The sequence below is a fragment of the Saccharibacillus sacchari DSM 19268 genome, from assembly GCF_000585395.1.
Classification (GTDB): domain Bacteria; phylum Bacillota; class Bacilli; order Paenibacillales; family Paenibacillaceae; genus Saccharibacillus; species Saccharibacillus sacchari.
Genome location: NZ_KK073875.1, coordinates 5,482,422 through 5,502,187 on the forward strand (window position 1 = coordinate 5,482,422; position 19,766 = coordinate 5,502,187).

At 46.0% G+C, this 19,766-nt stretch carries 24 protein-coding genes and 1 pseudogene; 1 reads left to right on the top strand and 24 read right to left on the bottom strand.

Annotated features, from left to right (window positions below):
• Nucleotides 1-25: 25 nt before the first annotated feature.
• From SACSAC_RS23795 to SACSAC_RS23910, 24 genes and pseudogenes are all read right to left on the bottom strand, one after another.
• On the bottom strand, nt 26-841 hold the full coding sequence (locus SACSAC_RS23795) for a hypothetical protein (RefSeq protein WP_051507369.1): 816 nt from the start codon (nt 839-841) through the stop codon (nt 26-28).
• Between the two features lie 18 nt (nt 842-859).
• Nucleotides 860-1,420 carry a dihydrofolate reductase family protein gene (locus tag SACSAC_RS23800; protein WP_037290913.1) on the bottom strand — a complete coding sequence of 187 codons (561 nt, stop codon included), beginning with the start codon at nt 1,418-1,420 and terminating at the stop codon, nt 860-862.
• Between the two features lie 32 nt (nt 1,421-1,452).
• On the bottom strand, nt 1,453-1,707 hold the full coding sequence (locus SACSAC_RS23805; RefSeq protein ID WP_037290915.1) for a hypothetical protein: 255 nt from the start codon (nt 1,705-1,707) through the stop codon (nt 1,453-1,455).
• A gap of 39 nt (nt 1,708-1,746) precedes the next feature.
• Nucleotides 1,747-2,580, bottom strand: coding sequence for an alpha/beta fold hydrolase (locus tag SACSAC_RS23810; RefSeq protein WP_037290917.1), 834 nt, complete (start codon nt 2,578-2,580; stop codon nt 1,747-1,749).
• 16 nt (nt 2,581-2,596) lie between these two features.
• A complete protein-coding gene (locus SACSAC_RS23815; RefSeq protein ID WP_037290919.1) occupies nt 2,597-2,965 on the bottom strand; it encodes a ribosomal-processing cysteine protease Prp in 369 nt (122 codons plus the stop codon).
• Nucleotides 2,966-3,176: 211 nt separating this feature from the next.
• Entirely contained in the window at nt 3,177-3,806 is a 630-nt protein-coding gene (locus tag SACSAC_RS23820; protein ID WP_037290921.1) for a transglutaminase-like domain-containing protein, read from the bottom strand.
• Between the two features lie 53 nt (nt 3,807-3,859).
• Entirely contained in the window at nt 3,860-4,165 is a 306-nt protein-coding gene (locus SACSAC_RS23825; RefSeq protein WP_245608686.1) for a hypothetical protein, read from the bottom strand.
• Nucleotides 4,166-4,328: 163 nt separating this feature from the next.
• Nucleotides 4,329-4,940 carry an SDR family oxidoreductase gene (locus SACSAC_RS23830; RefSeq protein WP_156951085.1) on the bottom strand — a complete coding sequence of 204 codons (612 nt, stop codon included), beginning with the start codon at nt 4,938-4,940 and terminating at the stop codon, nt 4,329-4,331.
• Between the two features lies 1 nt (nt 4,941).
• The gene (locus SACSAC_RS28815; protein ID WP_051507570.1) at nt 4,942-5,796 is read right to left on the bottom strand and encodes an RCC1 domain-containing protein; all 855 of its coding nucleotides are present in this window, start codon (nt 5,794-5,796) and stop codon (nt 4,942-4,944) included.
• Between the two features lie 126 nt (nt 5,797-5,922).
• Nucleotides 5,923-6,432 (bottom strand): annotated as a pseudogene (locus tag SACSAC_RS28820) (SMI1/KNR4 family protein); the annotation flags it as partial.
• Between the two features lie 9 nt (nt 6,433-6,441).
• The gene (locus tag SACSAC_RS23840; protein WP_037290924.1) at nt 6,442-6,981 is read right to left on the bottom strand and encodes a DUF4303 domain-containing protein; all 540 of its coding nucleotides are present in this window, start codon (nt 6,979-6,981) and stop codon (nt 6,442-6,444) included.
• A 90-nt stretch (nt 6,982-7,071) separates the two neighbouring features.
• Nucleotides 7,072-7,518 carry an ATP-grasp domain-containing protein gene (locus SACSAC_RS28520; protein WP_245608687.1) on the bottom strand — a complete coding sequence of 149 codons (447 nt, stop codon included), beginning with the start codon at nt 7,516-7,518 and terminating at the stop codon, nt 7,072-7,074.
• Nucleotides 7,451-7,810: an ATP-grasp domain-containing protein gene (locus tag SACSAC_RS28525; protein ID WP_245608688.1), complete on the bottom strand. Its 360-nt coding sequence runs from the start codon at nt 7,808-7,810 to the stop codon at nt 7,451-7,453. Before SACSAC_RS28525 ends, SACSAC_RS28520 begins: the two co-directional genes overlap by 68 nt.
• A gap of 40 nt (nt 7,811-7,850) precedes the next feature.
• A complete protein-coding gene (locus SACSAC_RS23850; RefSeq protein WP_037290925.1) occupies nt 7,851-8,036 on the bottom strand; it encodes a hypothetical protein in 186 nt (61 codons plus the stop codon).
• A gap of 164 nt (nt 8,037-8,200) precedes the next feature.
• The gene (locus SACSAC_RS23855) at nt 8,201-8,716 is read right to left on the bottom strand and encodes a hypothetical protein (RefSeq protein WP_037290926.1); all 516 of its coding nucleotides are present in this window, start codon (nt 8,714-8,716) and stop codon (nt 8,201-8,203) included.
• Nucleotides 8,717-8,909: 193 nt separating this feature from the next.
• Entirely contained in the window at nt 8,910-10,637 is a 1,728-nt protein-coding gene (locus SACSAC_RS23860) for a helix-turn-helix domain-containing protein (RefSeq protein WP_037290927.1), read from the bottom strand.
• A 76-nt stretch (nt 10,638-10,713) separates the two neighbouring features.
• Nucleotides 10,714-11,481 carry a ferric iron reductase gene (locus SACSAC_RS23865; protein WP_037290928.1) on the bottom strand — a complete coding sequence of 256 codons (768 nt, stop codon included), beginning with the start codon at nt 11,479-11,481 and terminating at the stop codon, nt 10,714-10,716.
• A 1-nt stretch (nt 11,482) separates the two neighbouring features.
• Nucleotides 11,483-12,541, bottom strand: a complete 1,059-nt coding sequence (locus SACSAC_RS23870; protein WP_037290930.1) for an ABC transporter substrate-binding protein — start codon at nt 12,539-12,541, stop codon at nt 11,483-11,485.
• A gap of 187 nt (nt 12,542-12,728) precedes the next feature.
• Nucleotides 12,729-13,820 carry a hypothetical protein gene (locus tag SACSAC_RS23880; RefSeq protein ID WP_037290932.1) on the bottom strand — a complete coding sequence of 364 codons (1,092 nt, stop codon included), beginning with the start codon at nt 13,818-13,820 and terminating at the stop codon, nt 12,729-12,731.
• Nucleotides 13,821-13,935: 115 nt separating this feature from the next.
• The gene (locus tag SACSAC_RS23885; protein WP_037290933.1) at nt 13,936-14,472 is read right to left on the bottom strand and encodes a GNAT family N-acetyltransferase; all 537 of its coding nucleotides are present in this window, start codon (nt 14,470-14,472) and stop codon (nt 13,936-13,938) included.
• 240 nt (nt 14,473-14,712) lie between these two features.
• Nucleotides 14,713-15,129 carry a DUF4259 domain-containing protein gene (locus tag SACSAC_RS23890; RefSeq protein ID WP_037290936.1) on the bottom strand — a complete coding sequence of 139 codons (417 nt, stop codon included), beginning with the start codon at nt 15,127-15,129 and terminating at the stop codon, nt 14,713-14,715.
• A gap of 50 nt (nt 15,130-15,179) precedes the next feature.
• Nucleotides 15,180-16,094 (bottom strand): phosphotransferase, encoded by a 915-nt coding sequence (locus tag SACSAC_RS23895; RefSeq protein ID WP_037290937.1) that lies wholly within the window; start codon nt 16,092-16,094, stop codon nt 15,180-15,182.
• A 101-nt stretch (nt 16,095-16,195) separates the two neighbouring features.
• The gene (locus SACSAC_RS23900; RefSeq protein ID WP_037290938.1) at nt 16,196-16,642 is read right to left on the bottom strand and encodes a DinB family protein; all 447 of its coding nucleotides are present in this window, start codon (nt 16,640-16,642) and stop codon (nt 16,196-16,198) included.
• Between the two features lie 846 nt (nt 16,643-17,488).
• Complete coding sequence (locus SACSAC_RS23910) at nt 17,489-17,719, bottom strand: hypothetical protein (RefSeq protein ID WP_037290939.1); 231 nt, start codon at nt 17,717-17,719, stop codon at nt 17,489-17,491.
• A 500-nt stretch (nt 17,720-18,219) separates the two neighbouring features.
• On the opposite strand from SACSAC_RS23910, the gene SACSAC_RS23915 reads away from it, so the two are divergent.
• Nucleotides 18,220-19,554, top strand: coding sequence for an SIR2 family protein (locus SACSAC_RS23915; RefSeq protein ID WP_037290940.1), 1,335 nt, complete (start codon nt 18,220-18,222; stop codon nt 19,552-19,554).
• Nucleotides 19,555-19,766: the final 212 nt, after the last annotated feature.

The window sequence follows — 19,766 nt, forward strand, 5'->3', positions numbered from 1 at the left end:
TGTTTTTAAGATAAAAACACATGGATTAGCGGCTATTTCGGCGTCTTACTCTGGGGCGGACAGATCTATCATTTCTTATTATTCTTGTTCCCACAGCAACCGTATTTTCGTCTTTCTTATCTATCTCTTTCCGATAACGCAATCTCGCATCTTGAAGCCTTTCGATCAGCGTTTTCCGATGAGTTTTTTCCCCGAAAAGAAAAGCATCTTGAAATTCGCCGAAAAACCATTTCGTAAATCCGATCATCGCAATAATCACCACTACGAAAAGAACACCGACCATCAGCACCCACGTTGCATCTTCCAGCGTTTTCATGGATTCGGATTTAAAAATGAACGTCACATATTGAATCCATAAAGGAAGCGAAAGCGAGATAACGATCCCCCAATTGATCAGGGTCGGATATTTGTTTTTACGCGTCTCGTTTTCATAACCCTCGATCAAAAGCTTCAACTTTTCGTCCGTGTACAAATGATGTTCTTGCAGATAATCTTTCAATAAATCAGCTTGGAGCGTCTCGAATTCCGGAGTTCTCCATACCCCCGCATTCCGTCTCATTCCGTATTCATGCTCTAAAATCCATTTTGCTTTTTCATTCAAGCGCCAGGTAGAGAAAGCAAAGAATAGAATGGAGCCAATAAAACCGAATAAACCAATCTTTAACGCCATAGATTCCTGAACCAAGAGCAATACGCACAAGCCAAAAATCAGCACATATACCGAAATCAAAAATGAAAGGAAAAAGACTTGCATAAGAATATGCCAGGTGCGCATAAATTGAAATACTAGTCGATAAGTCGTTATATTTTTTCTGTAAAAGTCAAATAACGAATCTAACATGCCGACTCCCCGATCTCTCTATGTTTTTCTGTTGATTGCAAAAAAGATATCCGTACGCGCACCCGTTTCGATCACCCTCATCTTTTCCAGCGTAACCGGCAGCTCCCCGAGTCCATCGAACAACTTCTGCCCACTACCCAGCAGCAACGGCATGATCCCGATTTGCAGCTCGTCCACCAGTCCGGCCTTTAACAACTGCTGACCCATGCTCACTCCGCCGACTACGGTAACGTCCTTATCTCCTGCCGCTTGCTTCGCCAATTGAACGGCTTTTTCGATCTCGTCCACGAAGTTAAAGCTGAGGTGTTCGTTCTCTTTCGGCTTTTTGTCAGGAGGGGTATTCGTTACGACAAAGATCGGTACTTGAAACTCATAATCCGCCGCATAATGGTCCGAATCGCCCGCCCGCTCGAAGGTCCGACGCCCCATTATGACGGCCCCGGTGTCCCGAACGGCTTCCTGCATAATCTCGGACTTGCCAAATTCCTGATGATTCGGATACAGCATAGAGATATTGCCGTCCGAATCGCTGATGAATCCGTCGAGCGACATCGTCATGCCGAAGATCACTTTTGTCATGGCCTGCACGATCCTTTCGGGAGGGGTATCGATTATTCTTCGTTCGGGGATTCGGTTTGAGCTTGCTGATTCCGTTCATGACTGCGCAGAACCAGAAAAGTAACCAAACACGCAGTCAAAAAGCTTAATAAGGGAATATACATGAAAAAGATCGGCATAAATACATAATTGGTGTCCGTCCCTTGAATGCCTCGGCTGTTGATGATCCATTGACCGATAAGACCGCCGGGAAGGGCATAGACAACCATCGATACGATAAACGAAAGTACAAACGTCAAGCAGCCCATGCCCTCACTCGTCCTTTTCCGCCTGATCTCGCCGCTCGTCTACTTCACATGTGCAGCGATCGCTTCAATCACCGCACCCCAATCCTCCTCATGCAGCTCATGCCCGCTTCCGGCAAGCTTCAGCAGCTCCGCATGCGGAAGAACGCTTGCCAGATGCTCGCCATGCGCATAAGGAATAATCGGATCTTCTTCGCCGTGGATGACCAATACCGGTACCGTGATTTCGCTCGTTCGCGCCATGTCCGATTCTCCGCCGGCCAACAGAGCATGATTGGTCATGCTGCTTGGACGGTTCGCCCGGTCGAAATCCAACTTCGCCAGCGTAAAAGTCTTTTCCTCGTCAAAAGTATGCTTCGACCCGACCAGCACTCTCGAACGATCTATCGTAAAACGAATAAAAGACTCACGATCCATCAGATCAACCGCTCCCATATTGGCGAAAAAGGTCGCGACCTTCTCTTCCATCGGCGGCAGGTTCGCGGCAAAGTTGGAGGTTGCGAGCAGGATCAAACTCTGAATACGCTCTGGATCACGCAAAGCGATCATCTGTGCCAACATCCCGCCGAGCGACATACCCATAATATGCGCCCGCTCGACGCCGTAAGCCTCCAATACGCTGATCGCGTCGTCCGCCATATCGTCCAGCCCATACCCCGGTTGTCCCGGTTCATAGGTCGTTGAGCGGCCTACATCGCGGTTATCGTAACGAATAACAAACAGTCCTTGAGCGGCTAGTTGAAGGCAAAACTTCTCTTCCCACCAAATCATCGAAGACTGCGCCCCCATGATCAGCAGCAAGGCCGGATGACTCGGATCACCGAAGCTTTCCGTGCAAATTTCGGCGTTTTTAGATTGGACCATTTTCTCGCTCATCGGAATTGCCTCCTTATCAGCGTTGAATTTGTTCAATCGTGATATGTTCTTCCCCATAGCTGTTTCGGATGCTGTATATGCCCATTTCGAATGCTTGCAACAAGACTACAGCTTCGCGGCTTCCCCGGTTTCTCTGTTGCAGATCCGGCAAAAGGCATCTTGTATAATTCTGCGTCATGGCGGCTTCCACCTTGTCCTTAGTCAGTTCTTGCAGACTATGCACCGTATTGATGACCAACGCGGATACTCCGGCAGCGACAATATCTTGGCCGAACGGGGCGGAATGAATAATGCCTTGAGCGATAAAACCGCACAACTTCATCTTGCGATTGTAATAAAACCGGATAATAAACGGATTAGGATTTTCTTCGTCCGACGAATTCATAAATCTGCTCCTTTTTGTTTGACTCCATTAATATCCAATACCCTGATCGAGCAAACCCGAACAAGACGTCGACGAATGCCTGCCCCATTGCTGCAGCGGTCGACGATCGCAACAAGTTACCTCCCTCAAGTCGATATAAAAAACAGCCCCGATCTCCAAATCGTCAAGGCTGCTTCCATACGTTAAATGCTCTTATCTTAAAATTCCGTTCTTATTCGGCCTGTGCGTGTTCCTTCAACTCCGTCGGCAAGCCCGCAGCGCACATCTGCATGCAGTCCGAATGGTTCTCCAAAGCTTCAATAATCGCGGGAGGCGGCTCATGGAAGTTGGTCTCGTAATCGACTTCGCCAAGCTCTGGTCGAGTAGTGTAAGCCAACTGCTCTTTACCTATGAAAAACTGAGCATTGACACCTTCTTTATTGCCTCGCGCGTCGAGTCTGATCCACTGATCTTTTTCACGCAAATAGACGGTGTTCAGCGCATGAATAGCATGGCCGCCTTCAACCGTATCGTCCCACGTCAGACGTTGATAACACATCCCTGCCGGAATGCCCATTCCTCTTAACAACGCGGCCAGCAGATGCGATTTGGCGTAACAAATGCCGTGACCCTGCCGCAGCACCTCGGAAGCCCGGCGTGTGACTTCAGGGCTGCGAATGTCCATGGAATGGGAAATTTCATCGCGCACAAATTCGTAAGCGGCCTGAATCCGTTCAAGTTCCGTAGTTTGATCGAAGGTTCGAATGCGTTCCTGAATGCCGCGATCATGAAAATCCACATGATCGGAAGGCTGAAGATAGGCATCCGGCGAAAGCGTCGATTGCAGCGTGATTGCGTGCATGGTTTGCAAAACTCCTTTTACCGGGGATGGTTATGGATCAAAGCTTAATGGATCTACCTCAGCGCGCTTCGCAAAAAGTCAAGGAAATCGCCCTGCATCGTACCGAGCGGCAGAATCTGCTTCATGATCTGGAACCGCCAGCGCTGGCCTTGAACATTAAATGACCACGAGACGGATAGCCCTTGTTCAAAGCTAAGTTTGGAATCCAGCAGATCGGAAGTCGCAAATTCAGCCTTATGTACAACCTTGGTGACGAGAAAATTCAGGAAAAGGATAATAATCTTCTCTTCATTCATCAATAAGATGGCCTGATTCGTCGTGGCGGACAGGCTTTGTGCTTTGGCGTAGCAGATTTGCATAGAAGACTCCTGATAAGGAGCGGCTAACCGTTGAATTAGTTTTTTATGAATAAATAGCATCGTTCATAGACCTTTCTATAATTAGATAAGATTATTCCGTTTGTCTTTTACCGAATATTGGCCGCAACGGCCTCGCGAATCGATGTCGACCCTTCATTTAATTCTAAATTTGCCGCCCAATTCGAGGTTCATGCAGCAGTTCGGCTAAAGTCGCGGCTACATCCTCCCGAGCGATTTGTCCGTGGAATTCAGCAGGTCCCATCGAAACGGTGCCGACGCCGGGATCGTCAACCAATAAGGACGGTCGAAGAATGATCCAATCCAAGTCGCTGCGGCTCAGCCGGATATCGGCTTTCTTTTTTGCGGCAAAATAATATTCCTCGTCCTCGCTCAGATTGCGTTCGCGCCAGGATTCCGGAAGCACGGACACCAAGATCAAACGTTGGATGCCTGCCTTCCCCGCCGCATCGATCGTTCTTGCCACGCCGTCGTCATCAATCGCCTTGGTCACTTCCCGACTGCCGCCGTTGGAACCTGCACTGAATACGATGACGTCGGCGCTGCCGAATGAAGTCGCCAATTGATCAGCAGGCAGACTTGCAATATCGCCGATCTCCGTTTGAATTCCGCGTGCCGAAAGTTCGGTCTGCTGATCTGCGCGCCGCACGAGCCCGCGTACCGTATCGCCTTTTTCCAGAAGAATTTGCGCCAATAAGCTGCCGATTTTTCCCGTAATCCCGATGATAAAGACGTTCAAATGCTGCTTGTCGCTCATTTTAATCCGTCCTTTCGCATACCTCGCATTGACCCGATTCGTTGCTGCCTGCAGCGAGCAGCGTGCCGTCGGATTGCAGGCCCAGCGTATGCGCGCAGCCTGCGGCGACGGCTACGACGTCATGCCAATCGCCGACTTCGCACTGCCCGTATTCGTTGGAGCCCGCGGCGATAACGGTTCCGTCTTTTCTCAAGCCTACGGTATGATAGCTGCCTGCCGAGACTGTCGATAGATGCTGCCAAGACGCTACCTGACATTGACCCTGTCGGTCAGAGCCTGCCGCGACTGCCGTTCCGTCTGCCTTCACCCCTACGCTATGCAAATACCCGGCGGATATACCTACAATATCGTGCCAGCGATCGGAGTCGGCCAGTCCGTATTGATGATTGCCCGACCTTCTTACCGTGCCGTCCGATTGCAGTCCCAACGTATGCCAATCACCTGCCGCTATCGCTACAATATCGTTCCAGTCGCTGACTTCGCATTGGCCTTCGTTATTTCGCCCGGCTGCAACGACAGTGCCTTGCGCGGTCAAACCGATCGTGCGGCGCCAACCGGCAGCGATCGCGATGATGTCCCGCCATTCGCCGACTGCGCATTGACCTTGCCGGTTCCAGCCTGCGGCAACCACTGTTCCGTCCGATCGCAAGCCGACGCTGTGCGAGCTTCCCGTATTGTTGGCCTTATGCACATTGGCAGCAGCCACGGCAACGATATTCTGCCAGCCGTCGACTTCGCATTCGCCCTGACGGTTGTCGCCGGCGGCGAAGACGGTTCCGTCGGGACGAAGAGCAAGGCTGTGTCGACGGGCGGCAGCGAGCGGGTTTTGAAAAGGGATCGGATTCAATCCGATCAACTTGCGCCATTCCGCAGCAGCCGTGCTATGTACGTTGATCCCGCTATCTTTCGATTCCGTAAACGTTAGCCACTGCCAATCTTCCTCTCCGACAAAAGCGATCCGCGAACCTTTTTCTAACAATTCCATGAAATGATGCGCCAGTATGTACCCATGTCCCTGACCGTCGGCATGACTCAAGTACACGACAGGAGGGTCGTCGCCGCTTTTTACGTCGAATGCTACATAATCGCCGTTTCCTACTTCCATAAAGGCCAGCTTGTCATGCCAGACTTTGTCGTATTCATCCTCGGGATTGGGGAAAACCTGCTCGATGCATTCCCTTTTCCCCTCGTCGATCTGCGGCAGCTGCTGAAGATTCCAATGGATTCGCCCGCTAAAGATATTACGATACGGTTCGGGGAATTTATAATCGTCGGGCATAAACCAACAGAAGCTGAACTCTCCGGCAATATGCAGCAGAGCCTGTTTGAAGCTGCCCGGCAGAGATCGGCCTAATTGATGTTCGACACGTTCGATTTCTTGTTCGGTAGCGGGCGGTCGGATGACCAGTTCTTGAACCTCGCCGCCCAGAGATCGGATAGCCCCGGAAATTGCGTCGATACGCCTTTTGAATTCGGCAAGCGAAAGAATCATGATGTACGCCTACTCTTCTTGTTCATACCGCTTCAAGAAACTTGCGGCAAGCTCGGCTTCCGTCATCTGTACGACCGTTTCGTTTTCCAATGCCAACGCCTCGTCGTCATCCGTCATAGACACGAAGAAGACGATGTCGGTTTTGGATTGACCGTATTTCCTGAATACTGCCTCGTCCGTATCGCGTACGACTTGAACGATAATCTCGATGATTTGGTCTTTGTAATCATAAGCATTGTCGATGTCCTGTAAGATATCACTGATTCCGTTTAGGTGCGTGTCTCCTCCATATTGATACTCGGAACAGCCCCAACGGTAGTAAATTTCGTCTTCCGGAGTGTCGCATAGATCTTTTTGCTTCATTTCCGAGATATGGCGTGCCAACGATTCTTCCGTATTGACCGCGAGGAATAAGGTGCCGAAGTCGCTGTCGGTTCCGAACGCGCAGGCGTAGACTTTTTCGTTTTGCGCTTCTGAAAGGGTGTCGGTAAGATCTTGGAGGAAGTTGGCTTTGAAATGCGTTTCGAATCGAGTCAGAAAATCAGTCATCGGCAGGCTCCTTTTATATAAGCTTCAAATAGTCCGTCGTCTTGGTCAACTCCGCCCATCTAATACCTTGCCAACTCTTAATTCAGAAGTTTACGCTCGTCTGAAACACGCACGCTTTAGGTGTGTTTCAGACGAGCGTAAACTTACTTTTAACGTTGATAAGGTAATGACTGCTAGGAACTTGGCGTAATTCACGGGCGCGATGCCGTAAGTCCCCAAAGAATGTGCGTCATTGATCTCAACCAGCTTCATGTTTCCTTGCGTATCGATTCCGAAATCCAAACCGTAAGCAGCAGGCGCATCGGTGAAGTCTCGAACGGCGCTGCGAATGATGTTCAAGTCCAGTTTGGAATCCCAAGCTCCTTTGTACAAACGGATATCGAGGATCTCGCCGTAACGGATAAAACAGCGCCATTCCGTGACAAAATCGACCGGCTCCGAGCACCAAATCGCGATATCCGTACCTTCTTCAAGCAGTCCGATAAAATCCGCATATTCGCGAACGACTTTTCCGGCGAACTTTCCAACTCTGTTCATCCGCGAAAAGATTTTGAAGCGTCGAGGCCCAAATCTTTCGTCCGAAATAATTCGACAACGAAGCCGGATAATCGATCTCTTCTTTATTTTTGGATACGCCTAACGCTTCGAGCCGCCCTCTCATATTCCCGATTCCGCCGACTACGATATGTTCAGAGTCATCTTCTTCGATATCTTGAAGTTCATGAAACTTGACGATCTCCCAGCCCAGGGCAGTAAAACCTTCGTAAGCAGAGAACACGTTGATGTTGTAAAACTCTCCGTCTTTGTTCGTCTGTATAAAGGCTTTCATGGAAAGCTACCTCTCGTTTGTCTTAAGTTTTTTGAGACATTCATGATTTCACGGCGCTTTTCCGGTTTCTTTTGAAAACATACGCAGCAAAGTATCCGAGCGCGACGACTCCTACAGCAGCCAGACAAGCCAATACCGCACCCCAAGTTATCGTTTGCGTCAGTGCATAGTAAATAAACAAGCCCGTTAAAAATGACGAGATCAAATTTGACAGCATCTTTTTCAACTTCAACAGCTCCTCTCGGCTATTCAGCTCCGCGATAAGGATGCGAAGCTTATACCTTATAGAACGCGTTAGATCTTCCTTTTATCACCTTATCATCATTTGGAAATTTAGGAAATCTAGCAGCTTGGTCATGGGCTAGGAGAGAGAGTAGACGGAAATCTTAATTAATCAATTGCGACAAGCTGCCATTGAGCCTCTTCATCTTCTTCAAAATAGTACGTATAACCTTTTTCTTTTAAGATCTCGCCATCCGGAAATGTAAGATCATGGTCAATACTCACCAGAACTTGTCTACCGTCTTTCAAAACCTCTGAGACTTTTTTGAAATTGTATTCATGCTCCTGAATCATATAATCAAATCTTCCCGAAGCCTCGGGAGCAATCGTTTCATTCAATTTTTTTAAATCTTTTTGGGTAATCGCTTCAAGCGTTGCCTTAAGTTTATCTTTGATATCTTGGTTCCACAGTGGGCTAGAAACGGCTTCCCAATCCACATGAACGCCGGCATCAAATGTACTGGAATCTTGACCTTCTAAATTGTTCGTTTTCGAAGTTGTTTTTTCGGCATGGGTCGCTGGGGGTTCTACGGGAATCTTACTTGTTTTTTGACTTGTCCCACATGCCGTTAATGCACCGACTAACAATAGAGTAGTTCCGATCGTAATACTTAACTTTCGCATATGACGCCTCCTCTAAATAAATAGACGCATTAAATAAAAAAAGGTGCACGTTATAGAGGAAATTTCATCGACCAATGTGCTAGAGCCGATCTTCTCAAGAATCGCAGTTCGGAACTCTTCGGCTGTACACTTTGTATTAGGGCGTATACGAAAAATCAAATAAGGCACCGGGCCTATGCCCGATGCCTCTCGCTCAAACCAATAATGCCTGTTCGATCTGATCCACGATGCCGTTAATCCCCGTCGGCCCGTAACACCCGATCCAAGTCGCGGCATCAACCGGATGGATCTGTTGCGACTCAGCCTTATCCAACATGCCTCGGACGCGCTGCTCAGTCACCGATCTGCCGTCTTGAAGCATTTCGTTGCTCAGCAAAAAGTAATGGCTCGCCTGCACGGCGGGAAGTCGATCCACCGAAATATGATACGCCGTATCCGAAGCATCTGCCACGAATAAAGGCACAGGCAGGCCCAGATCCCGATACAACACCGCACCCGTGCGATGAGCGGCCGAATGTACCCGAACCAGAGAATCGAGCGGACGGATCAAGGCTACGCTTTTTCCCGCAAGTACAGGCGCCAACTCCTCGGACAGCAAAGCCGTTCGTCGCTCATAATCCGCAAGAATGCGCTGGGCATCTGTCCGTTTGCCTGTCAGTTCGCCGAACAATCGCAAAATGGTTTGCCAACTCTCATTGCGTTTGAACATCAGCACGGGAGCGATTCGGCTTAACCGTTCGACATAAGGATCATGAACTTCGGTGCAAATGATCAGATCCGGCGATAGCTTTTCCACGGCAGACAGATCCGGGTATTCATACGTTCCGAGAAGCTCCGTATCTTGAAGTCCGGCCCGGATATACTGCGGAAATTGGACGGATCGGCTCCCCGAACCGACGCTTCCAACTGGAGGCAATCCCAGTGCCAGCAGATGATCGGCGTATTGGATATCGAGCACGGCGATGCGCTGCGGAGATTGCGTAACGGTATACTCGCCCCTCATATGGCAGATCACCGGGCCTTGCGGCGAATCGTAGGAAGAGGCCGTTCGATTTCCAAGCAAAGCCGCTGCATAGTCCGCGTCCGTTTTGGACACTTTGGCAAGCCGGTAATGCAGCGGGGGAATACCGTAAACCTTTTTAAAAGCCCGGCTGAAATAATACGTATCGCTGTACCCGATGCGCTCCGCGATTTCGCCAATAGACGCCTCCGTATGATGCAGCATCCGCGAAGCGTTTTCCATTCGCAGCTGAATCACGTACTCCATCGGTCCCACCTGCTTTTCCTGCTTAAAACGTCGCTGCAACTGTCTGACGCTGCATCCGGCGAGGGCGGCCAGGTCTTTCAGCTCCAACTCCTGACGATAATGCGAGGCGATATAAGATGCGACCACCTCGACAAGATCCGACTCCGCCCCGCCTTGACCGCATTCGTAGTCCATAATCAGCTCGTAGATCATCCCTTGCAGCAGCGCATTGGCGTGAAAATATTCCAACCCTTCGCCGCGGCGCCATTTGGCTATGATTTTTTCCGCGGTCTGTACCCACTCGGTTTGCAGCATCGTGCTTTGGATAAAGGAAATTTGCAGCGGGTGTTTACGGTACGAAGGCAGGTCATGGGACACCCCTTCCAAAGAAGAAGCTTTATAGGTAATCACGATATAATAGAGTTCATCCGATCGGGACGTCAGCGTAAAAGAAGCGCCTTTTACCACATGGCAAGCAAAAGAAGCTCCAATGCGGCACACTTCGCCGTTCATTGTAAGCTCCCCTTCCCCGCCTACCGCCAACAGCAGCAGATTCGAGGTCAATTTGGTTTCGTCAAAGCTAAGCGTATGGCTTGCCTGTAACGTACCGCTATACCCGTCCAGCATCTTGATTGTCGTATCGCTCCATAGACTTGTTTGTTGTTGCAGCGGCATTTTCTCAACTCCTGACAATAGCATCCTTTGCCAACGCAAGCGCACTGGCAATGGTAAGGTTGTTGCTGTTGCCATTTTATTGAGATTTATTCTCAGTGTCAATTTTCGGGCATTTTCGGCAATACTCGTCTGACATTTGATAGTAAAAGCAGCAGGTGATCCGTTCGCTTTTGGCTACCGGGATATCATTCTCGCAGGTCGTGAATCGTGTAAACGGGTTCTTTCTCTGATCGAATGCCGTGCCGGGCGCTTCTTGGGTCAGATAGGAAAAGTCGGCTTGGATATGCGGATTAGGCTGCTCGGCTTCATCCGCATCCGGTGCATATAACGGCCCGATTCGTACCATGATATTTTCCCACAAAATGCTCATGGGCAGCGAAGACACGGTAGAAAGCATCTGTAGCAGCGGAGAGAGTTGAGACGCGAACATCTCCTCGACTGCTTTTTCCCGTTTCGAATTTCGATTGTTCAAAAGGGATTCCGATTGAAGAGCATTAACCGCCAGAAAAGGAAAGCGGGTCGTGGACGGGTCTGCAAGCACGGGATGATACAAAAAGCTGCTGCGCAAATCGAACGAAACCTGCTGCTGATGAAAAGTCATAGCCTTCACCAGCGGAGCGGTCCAGAGATAACCGAGCCGCTTGGCCAACATGGAAGCCGCGACTCTCTTGTTCGGCGCGTCGATATAGGCTTGGAACCATTCGATGTAGGCTCCGCATGCCTTTTTTTCGTACAATTCGCTTAACGCAATAATGCGCACGCTCTGTTCAGGCGGCTCGCCCAGCAGGATCGAATGCTTCTCCGCTGTTTGTTTCCACAACTCGCTTGAGAGGTAACGTTCCATATTAATTCGATCCGAGCAGTGCTTCCGAAGCTTGGTCGATGATCAGGTTGATCGCAAGCGGACCGTAATAAGCGATCCAGAGCGTAGAGTTCACGTCGTAGGTACGGCCTTCTTTTACCGCGTCAAGGGACTTCCATACCGCATTGTTGGCCATGGCTTCGGCTTCTGCGGCGAAAAGTTCATCCGACAGCACGAAGTAACGATCCGCGCCGATCTCGGGAACCTTTTCCATCGAAACTTCGATCGAACCGTCTTCACCGATTTGTTTCGCGAATTCAGGCATATTCAAACCCAGGTCCTGATACAAAATCTGACCGATCCGATGCTCGATGCCGTGCACGCGAATGCCTTCTTTTCTCGGACGAATAACGGCTACCGTCTCATCGCCCAATTTCTCGGTCAGCTGTGCTTTCAATCCGGCCGCTTTTTCTTCGTAAGCCGTGCGTACCTTTTCCGCTTCGTCTTGCTTATCCGTAATCTGCGCGATCGTGGACAGCGTGTCGCGCCAGTCTTCGTAGAAATCAAGCACGAGCGTAGGCGCGATTTTGCTCACGCTCTCGTACTGCTGTTCTTGGAAATCCGTCATGATGATCAGATCCGGATTCAAGGCTGTGATGGCTTCCAGATTCGGTTCGTCGCGCGTGCCGAGCACCTGTACGCCGCTTGTCTGATCGCCCAAATATTCCGGGTAATCGGTGTTGCCGCCCGCGATGACGCTGCCTGCCGGTTTCTCGCCGACCGCCAGCATCTGATCCAAAAACTTCACGTCGAGCACGGCGATCGTTTGCGGCTTGGATTCAAGCGTCAGTTCGCCCTTCATGTGGGTGATCGTGACCGGGTAAGATCCGCCGGATTCCGTATTCGGTTCCATGCTCGTAGGCGCAGGCGTCTCGGTCGATGCCGGCGTTGCCGCAGCCTGGTTGCTATTATTCGCACCTGCTCCGCCGCCGCAAGCCGTCAGGATCAGAACAAAGGCCAACATGCAGCCCATCAGAAATCTCGATTTACGTGCCGCGTAGCCTTTACTTCCGGCCGCTTGCCTTTTTGGTACTTGATTCATGGTGAAGCCCCCTTATGTATGATAATGATTTTCATTATCGAATATATAGGGGAGTATAAAGGATTGGGGCTTGGCGGCGCCATGTACTTTTGCGACATATTGGCCGGACTAAAGCGACAAACAAAATCACCAAAGCGTACGAACGATTCAAAAATCTTTGGTACGCTGCGCTTTTTTCCCAAGAAAATCAATTTCGGCTTGCTTTGAACGTTGTGACCGCAACGGCCAGCTTTTCCCGAGCCTGTTCCAACTCTTCCCCTATTTCCGATTGTTTAAGCGAAGACTCCGCTTTGTTGATCGCGTATTCGAGTGCGCGGAGCGACGAAGCGGTATATTGTCCCTCCTCTTTGCCGATCGGCGAATCCAGCAGCGGACGGGCTTGCTTCAGATCATCTGATAGGCGCATGCCTTCCAAGAAAGCCCAGTAGGCGTTGATCACGTTCGCGGATGCGACGGTCATCTCGTTTTTTCTTACTTTGGCGTCGATCGCGGACTGCATCGCTTTTGCGGCTTTCTCGTAAATTTCCCGCTGCAGCATGACTTCTTTTGCGCTGGACCCGGCATCTGCTATTTTGACGGCGTAATTTTCTTGATACCGCTGCAAAAAGTCGATACTTTTCTGTAATTCAATCGGTTTCCGGTCATTGGCGTCTGCATTGATGGACAAAAAATGCTTGTAAGCGGCCTGTACGCCCGCCTCTGTCGAGTCGGCTGCAAGCTTGGCCTGCGCCTCTTTGATTCCTTTTAAAGCAAATCGTTCAATCTCGTTTAATGCATGTTCGTTTTTGCTGTTCAAAACGAACGCTTTCTCGTACTTCAATATTTTACCGAGTACCTCCGCGCTGCTGACCGTGCCTTTGTTATACCGGTCGATCGACGCCTCCAGTCTGCGCGAAGCGTAGTATATTTGATCCGCAGACGCTTTCGGATCAAAAGCAACCTTATTGGCCCGATGCCGGGCTTGCTTCAACTGTCTAAGCAGGCTCTCCGACGAATACAGGTCGGATGCCGCCGCCGTGCTTAGATTCATCATTCCCAGCTTGATCAAAGCTTTGCGGGAAGCCGAGATCGAATCTTTTTTCGGATCGACCGCGATGACGGGCGCAACGACTTCCGCCTGCACGCTCGCCGCCGAAGCCTGTTGAGCCAATTGACTCGTTTGTCCGTCTTTTTCGGCAGCAAAGACATGCGGCAGCGTATAAGTTCCGCCCGTCGCAGTCGAAACGGCCAATACCGCCAATGACCACTTTTTCCATTTCTTCGAATGTCCTCTGCTCAAACAAACGCCTCCTTTTCTACCGAACCTTTTTCCGATTCCATCTGTTTTAAACGATTCCGGTAAAGTCGAACCTGAAGAGCATTGCCTTATGAAAGAATCTATTATTCTGAACGACTCACAATATCTTTATCAATTCTAAATTTGCATAAGTCGTTTCTGAACATTCAAGATCACCGTAAATCCCGCTTGCATGATTAAATCCGGATTTAATCCAAAACTTCAAAGCCGGCCAATTTTTTAAGGCTACGTTGATCCGAATTTCTTTATATCCCAAAGCTGCTGTAACTGCTATAAATTGATTGATTACTTCTTGTCCAAAGCCTTGTTTTTGAATATCTTTATCGATATACAGGAATTCAAGATATATGGAATCCGTAGACGGGTAACCATGATAGACGCTCAATATTCCTATAATCTTTTGGTCTTCTTGATTTCGAATTGTTTGTATTCTATAATTTTCTATTTTCCCGTCTGGAGGTAAGTTGCCCTTGAAGAAACAATCTTTTATATGCTCTGGATTGTAGCTTTGACCATCCCACTGATTCATATACTTACTTGTTTCATAAAGATCTTGCACCCGCGGAATTTCATCTTCTTTTAAATTGGATATCGTAAGCCTTCGGGAATTCCATTTGTCCGAGATCAGTTTCATGATTTTGTCCCTTCTTCTTTTCACTTTTTCGTTTCTTTCAAATAACGTTCATTATACAAAGCGAGGCGATATCGATGCTTCTGAAGTTGTGTATAGCTTGTTCTTTTTTTCTGCTTATCTTGGGTTGCAGCCCTTCTAAACCGGAAATCCTGGATATCGACGCAACAAAAGTTCAGGCTATTCAAGTGGGTCTCGGAATGAATACGGGGATTGTGCCGGATCAATAGCAGCAAAACACTTTCATTTTAGCTCTTCGATTCTGTTTTCCAAATCTTTTATTGTACGTTCCCATTTCTGATACTCTCCGCTCTCTTCCCATAATTCTTTTAATTCGGATTCCTCCAGTATTCTTTTTACAGCCTGTTTTGCAAGGTCTTTCATATGTATACCTGCTCCGCTATGTTCTTTAATCCATTTCTCCAAATCTTCATTATGTTCGAATTCAGCTTTGATTTCGTGACTAAGTTTCCCATGTAAAGCTGCCCATACTTCGATAGCCCCAAGTGCGCTTGAGGCTGCCTCTAATTCAATATATTCTTCTTCTAAAGCCTGAGTGATAGTGTTTTGAAGAAACTCAATTCCTTTTTCATTGATCAATTCTGTTGCCCAATCCATTGTCTCGTCGTTCTCAAAAATACCGTACCCCCATGCTCCCATTACACACGCTCCTCAAGAATTTGATTTTTTATGTAGCAAAACGACACATCTTAATCAGCGAGCGCACGTTTTATGGTTGCCTTTGCTTCATCGATCGACCTTAGATCATTAAGATCAATCGCCTGCATCATGATCAAAATAGGGATATATATAGCCATCAATCGTGCTAACAGCTTCGTTTCTTCATCAACTTCCCCATATGCGTCGAAAAAGGTTGAACGCGCATCCGGAGGCAAAAAGCTGTACACGACATTCAGGTCGCAAGCAGGATGGCCAATGTTAATGTCTCCCCAGTCGATAATGCCTGAAACTGTTCCGCCCTTATCCACCAGCATATTTTTGAAATGAAGGTCACCATGAAGGAATGTATGCTTTTGCTTCACTTTTTTAGTTGTAAGCCCTTTTAGATAATTTGATAAAGCCAAGTACTCTTCTTCGCTTAAATGAGAGGAAATGTTCGAAAGGAATTGATGCATCTTTTCTTTACGCAGCGCAATATCGGTCAGATTTCGATGATCATGTCGAACTCCGTTTTCTTCGGCGATCCGCACGGGGAATGCATGTAAGTTTTTTAGAAATACAGCAAGCTTTGTCGCCGAAACAGCACGCTGCTCGTCCGTCAATCCGATCGGAAATTCGCCAGATAAATAAGAGTAGCCCAAAAAGGGTGCCGGATAACCATATTTACCTTCCCCAAAAAATAAAGGCAGCGAATATTCAATCGAACAATACTCTTTAAGCTTGGGCAGTATCTTTTTCTCTGTCGTTAAAGAATGAATCGCAACTTCTCTTCTCGGAAATCGGAATACATATTCGGTCCCGACAAGATAAACCGTATTGTCCCAACCGTGGCCTAGCTTTTGTATGCGTTTTGAAGCCAACTGCGGAAACTGATTGCTTATTAATTGGTGCGCTAATTCTTCCGATACTTCCCATTCTGCATCCCATTGATTCGAACCGCCCATATCTTTTTACCTCCATCATTCAAAATCCTACGCATGCCGGACCACAAGTGTATGCCCGAAGCGTGAATACTAGGTTGTACGCAGTCCATGTCTTCTATGAATCACGCCAATAGGTTTTCGATTTGCTTCTTATGATGTTCATCATGATGCACGAATATTTTTAGATATCTTTCATAGGTATAAGGTCGTTTGTCATTGCCTATAAAAAAGTGAATTTCTGAATGTTCTACCTCACGGAATTGGTTGACTAAGTCGGTTCGAGTTTCAATAAAGGTTTTGATCATACTTTCTCTGTCTGTGAATTCTTTAGCCTTCTCGATCGCTTTTAAGTTATGAGTATCATGATCGACGAACCCCGGGAGTTTCACTTGATCTTTTATGTGCGGAAGCATTGTATTTAAAGTGTATGTATCCCAATTCCATAAATGCGTCACGACTTCCTTCACCGTCCACTTTCCAGCAGCGATCGGCTTTTGCCAAGTCACATCATCTATTGATTTTACAAATTCATTAAAACGTTCAAACTGGTCTAATAGTTTCTTGTTCATCTTATTTGGTCCCTCCTAAATTGACTTCGCATAGACTTTCTATAACGTTCCCGTATTCATGAACACGAGAGGCTTAAGGCGAAGAGTCGCTGGGTGGCTGGGCCGCTTAGCCTCGCAGGGTGAATACAGCGTTATCTGATCCCTCACTGCCTGGGTTGTAATCAATTTTCAAAAAAAAGAAAGAGAGAATTTCTTCTCTCCTTCCCTTCTTAAAAAGACAACCATCCATTGGTCCGATAATCATGAGGTACTGGCTTAAAATAGACTTCATTGTCAATGTTGTTCTTGAATTTCATTCTAAATCTTCTTTGAGTGAGCTCTCGAATAGATTTAACTTCGTGATTATAAAAACACTTCGTTCTTCTGTGATTTCGAAATTCATTGAGTTTCTTGATTCGAGGGTCGAAATCTCTTTTGTACCTGATTTGCGCATCCAAATACTTGTTAAACTGTTCCAATTCCCATGCTTCAACTTCATCGTTATCGAACAATAAGATCCCCGGTACTTACTTTATATTTACCTGTTAAGGTACAGAGTAACGTACCTAGAGATCTATAACATAAGGAGGTATCAAGCTATGACCTCGCTTCCATAATGGATTGCTTCCATCTTACAACAAATAGGTTTACATCGAAATATTTGAACTTAGGGATTTCATATGACGTTCCTGTATTCACGACTCAGCATGAATATTATGTTATCAGAAGTTTGATTACTCATTGAATTAACTCTCAAATCAATTTAGGATCTGCCTGAAACCTAGAACAATTTGAGACAGGCTTGAAGAAAAAGATTGGAGCGGTTTTCATGATTCAAAGACAAAATGAGTCTTATTTTTAAAATTTTTATCCAATTAATTCTCCTGGATTATCTAAATCGCGAGAAATATTGATGATAATAATAAAATCAGATTCTTCATCTGATTTAAAAATTTCTATCAATTGATGTACTTCAGCATAATCGTTCTCATATTGTTTTTGACTGCGAACAATTTCTCTAAGAGTATCTGCCATAGAAGTGTTTTCCCAATTAGCAACTGTTAGGTCTATATAAGTCTGAATTTTTTGTATATTCATCTCAAAACCTTAAAGGAAATTGAGCCAGCATAATTGCTGCAACGTTGTATTTGCGGTTCATACTTGTTCCAGTTTGATAGATCTCCAATGCTTTCAATAATATCCTTCATGGGTATTCTCCTTCTTTCAAATCAACGTTGTTGTATTCACGACTCGACGTATGTCGAGTGTCTGGCGAATGCCAGACCAAGGGTGTATGCCCGCAGCATGAATATTTTGTTATGTGTTGCTTCTGTCTTCCTGAGTTACTTTTACAAATTCACTCGTCGACTTATATCTTTCGATTTCTAATCTATTTCTTCTGCTTTACTCTCGCCAAGAGTGCTTGGGTTCTGAGTCTCTTCTGTGAATATAAATTTTACAACTAAGGAGCATATGCTATTTAGAGTGGTCGCTATGATATTGGAAGTATGTGATTTCTTATGTCACACAAAAAGGAATTTTTTTCATTATGGCGAATATACTTTTAGATTCAATAATAACGTAAATGGGGGATAATTTTGAGTTACCTTGATATTGCTACTTCATTAGCCACAAATTCACTTACTCTTTTCGTGGGCACTGGTCTCAGCAAACATCTAACAGATGGGAAAGCTCCTAGTTGGTTAGAATTACTAATAGATTGTGCTACGCGACTAGAAGATCAAAAAGTATTAAAAGATCTTTTTTATAAAGATGATGATGAAATGCTCTCTTGCAAAATGGAACTTACTGTTTGCGCGCAAATTTTGGAACTAGAATATACGAATCAGAAAAAAGATATTCGAGAAGAAATAAAGTTAATTCTTGAAGAAAAAATTAATGAAAACACTATTAATCAAGACAAAGTTAGCGAATTACGTGCATTTTTAGTTAAACATCCTAGCATAAATATTGTGACAACTAATTACGATAACTTATTGAGTGATTATGTACTTGAAGAAAACAGAAGAGTTGTAATTGATGTTGCTACGTTAGCAAAAATAAACAATGGTATAAACATTTATCATATTCATGGAGCAATCATGAAACCTTCTTCGATTATACTGACAATGAATGATTATTTTAAGTTCCAACATAAGGAAAGTTACCTAGCAAGAAAACTCTATACACTAATACAAGAATCAACTGTCGTTATTCTGGGATACTCTCTTGGTGACTTCAACTTGAATAATATATTAAATGAAGTACATAGTACAAAGAACTTATCATATAAAATAAGTGATACTTATTATGTTAGTAGAGATAGTATCGATAAAATATTTAAGAGATATTATCTACACACTTTTGGAATTGATGTAATAGAAAAATGTAGTGTTTCCAAATTATTAAATAGTGTCTCAAAAGAATATCCTCATGCGAAAAGGACTATTGTTGATAAGGCTCCTACACTGCATAAAATCATTAACGGTGAAAGTGATTATTCAGATGTGGCATTAAAAACAAAAGGTTTTCTTCATAGATTAATCTTAAGAGCATCAGTAGTCGGTATCGAGCCAGAAGATTCTGATTTTCAAACATATCTCCTAAAAGTATTGGAAAGAAAAACAGAATTTTGTAAAGAGCTTCATGCGTGGGATCAATATCCACATATAACTGAGTGGCTTATATATTTAGGTACAGTTCTTGATTTTAATAGTTTTGACACTAAGCGATTTAAAGAGGTAATTCGTCATTGTTTAATCAATATGGGAAAAGATTCATTGGGTTATTCATGGGAGTCTTATGAAATTTGGATGACCAAGTGGAATAATCTTAAACAAGTTAACAAGGAATTTATACTACAAGTAATCGCAGACAATAGTTTTACTGCAAGTAGTGGAGTTCACGATTTGAAAAGAAAGTATGATAATTAATATCTTCAAAGATTTTCGATAACGTTTCTATGTTTACGATCCGACGCTTGTTGGATCGTGAACATTATATATGATATTATGCAGTGCTTCTTTCTGTCGTCCTTCGTTACTTTCAAAGATGTACTTCATCGCCCTGCACCTTTTATTTCAATTCTGCTTTCTTCGTCTATCTAGATCTTCAGCCAGCCTCGCCTTTTAAATTGCGTTTAAAT

Excerpts from the sequence above, each read along its gene's own strand:
- SACSAC_RS23795 (WP_051507369.1), bottom strand. The coding sequence starts at position 841 with ATGTTAGATTCGTTATTTGACTTTTACAGAAAAAATATAACGACTTAT.
- SACSAC_RS23800 (WP_037290913.1), bottom strand. The coding sequence starts at position 1,420 with ATGACAAAAGTGATCTTCGGCATGACGATGTCGCTCGACGGATTCATC.
- SACSAC_RS23805 (WP_037290915.1), bottom strand. The coding sequence starts at position 1,707 with ATGGGCTGCTTGACGTTTGTACTTTCGTTTATCGTATCGATGGTTGTC.
- SACSAC_RS23810 (WP_037290917.1), bottom strand. The coding sequence starts at position 2,580 with ATGAGCGAGAAAATGGTCCAATCTAAAAACGCCGAAATTTGCACGGAA.
- SACSAC_RS23815 (WP_037290919.1), bottom strand. The coding sequence starts at position 2,965 with ATGAATTCGTCGGACGAAGAAAATCCTAATCCGTTTATTATCCGGTTT.
- SACSAC_RS23820 (WP_037290921.1), bottom strand. The coding sequence starts at position 3,806 with ATGCACGCAATCACGCTGCAATCGACGCTTTCGCCGGATGCCTATCTT.
- SACSAC_RS23825 (WP_245608686.1), bottom strand. The coding sequence starts at position 4,165 with ATGCAAATCTGCTACGCCAAAGCACAAAGCCTGTCCGCCACGACGAAT.
- SACSAC_RS23830 (WP_156951085.1), bottom strand. The coding sequence starts at position 4,940 with ATGAGCGACAAGCAGCATTTGAACGTCTTTATCATCGGGATTACGGGA.
- SACSAC_RS23840 (WP_037290924.1), bottom strand. The coding sequence starts at position 6,981 with ATGACTGATTTTCTGACTCGATTCGAAACGCATTTCAAAGCCAACTTC.
- SACSAC_RS28520 (WP_245608687.1), bottom strand. The coding sequence starts at position 7,518 with ATGAACAGAGTTGGAAAGTTCGCCGGAAAAGTCGTTCGCGAATATGCG.
- SACSAC_RS28525 (WP_245608688.1), bottom strand. The coding sequence starts at position 7,810 with ATGAAAGCCTTTATACAGACGAACAAAGACGGAGAGTTTTACAACATC.
- SACSAC_RS23855 (WP_037290926.1), bottom strand. The coding sequence starts at position 8,716 with ATGCGAAAGTTAAGTATTACGATCGGAACTACTCTATTGTTAGTCGGT.
- SACSAC_RS23860 (WP_037290927.1), bottom strand. The coding sequence starts at position 10,637 with ATGCCGCTGCAACAACAAACAAGTCTATGGAGCGATACGACAATCAAG.
- SACSAC_RS23865 (WP_037290928.1), bottom strand. The coding sequence starts at position 11,481 with ATGGAACGTTACCTCTCAAGCGAGTTGTGGAAACAAACAGCGGAGAAG.
- SACSAC_RS23870 (WP_037290930.1), bottom strand. The coding sequence starts at position 12,541 with ATGAATCAAGTACCAAAAAGGCAAGCGGCCGGAAGTAAAGGCTACGCG.
- SACSAC_RS23885 (WP_037290933.1), bottom strand. The coding sequence starts at position 14,472 with ATGAAACTGATCTCGGACAAATGGAATTCCCGAAGGCTTACGATATCC.
- SACSAC_RS23890 (WP_037290936.1), bottom strand. The coding sequence starts at position 15,129 with ATGGGAGCATGGGGGTACGGTATTTTTGAGAACGACGAGACAATGGAT.
- SACSAC_RS23895 (WP_037290937.1), bottom strand. The coding sequence starts at position 16,094 with ATGGGCGGTTCGAATCAATGGGATGCAGAATGGGAAGTATCGGAAGAA.
- SACSAC_RS23900 (WP_037290938.1), bottom strand. The coding sequence starts at position 16,642 with ATGAACAAGAAACTATTAGACCAGTTTGAACGTTTTAATGAATTTGTA.
- SACSAC_RS23910 (WP_037290939.1), bottom strand. The coding sequence starts at position 17,719 with ATGAATATACAAAAAATTCAGACTTATATAGACCTAACAGTTGCTAAT.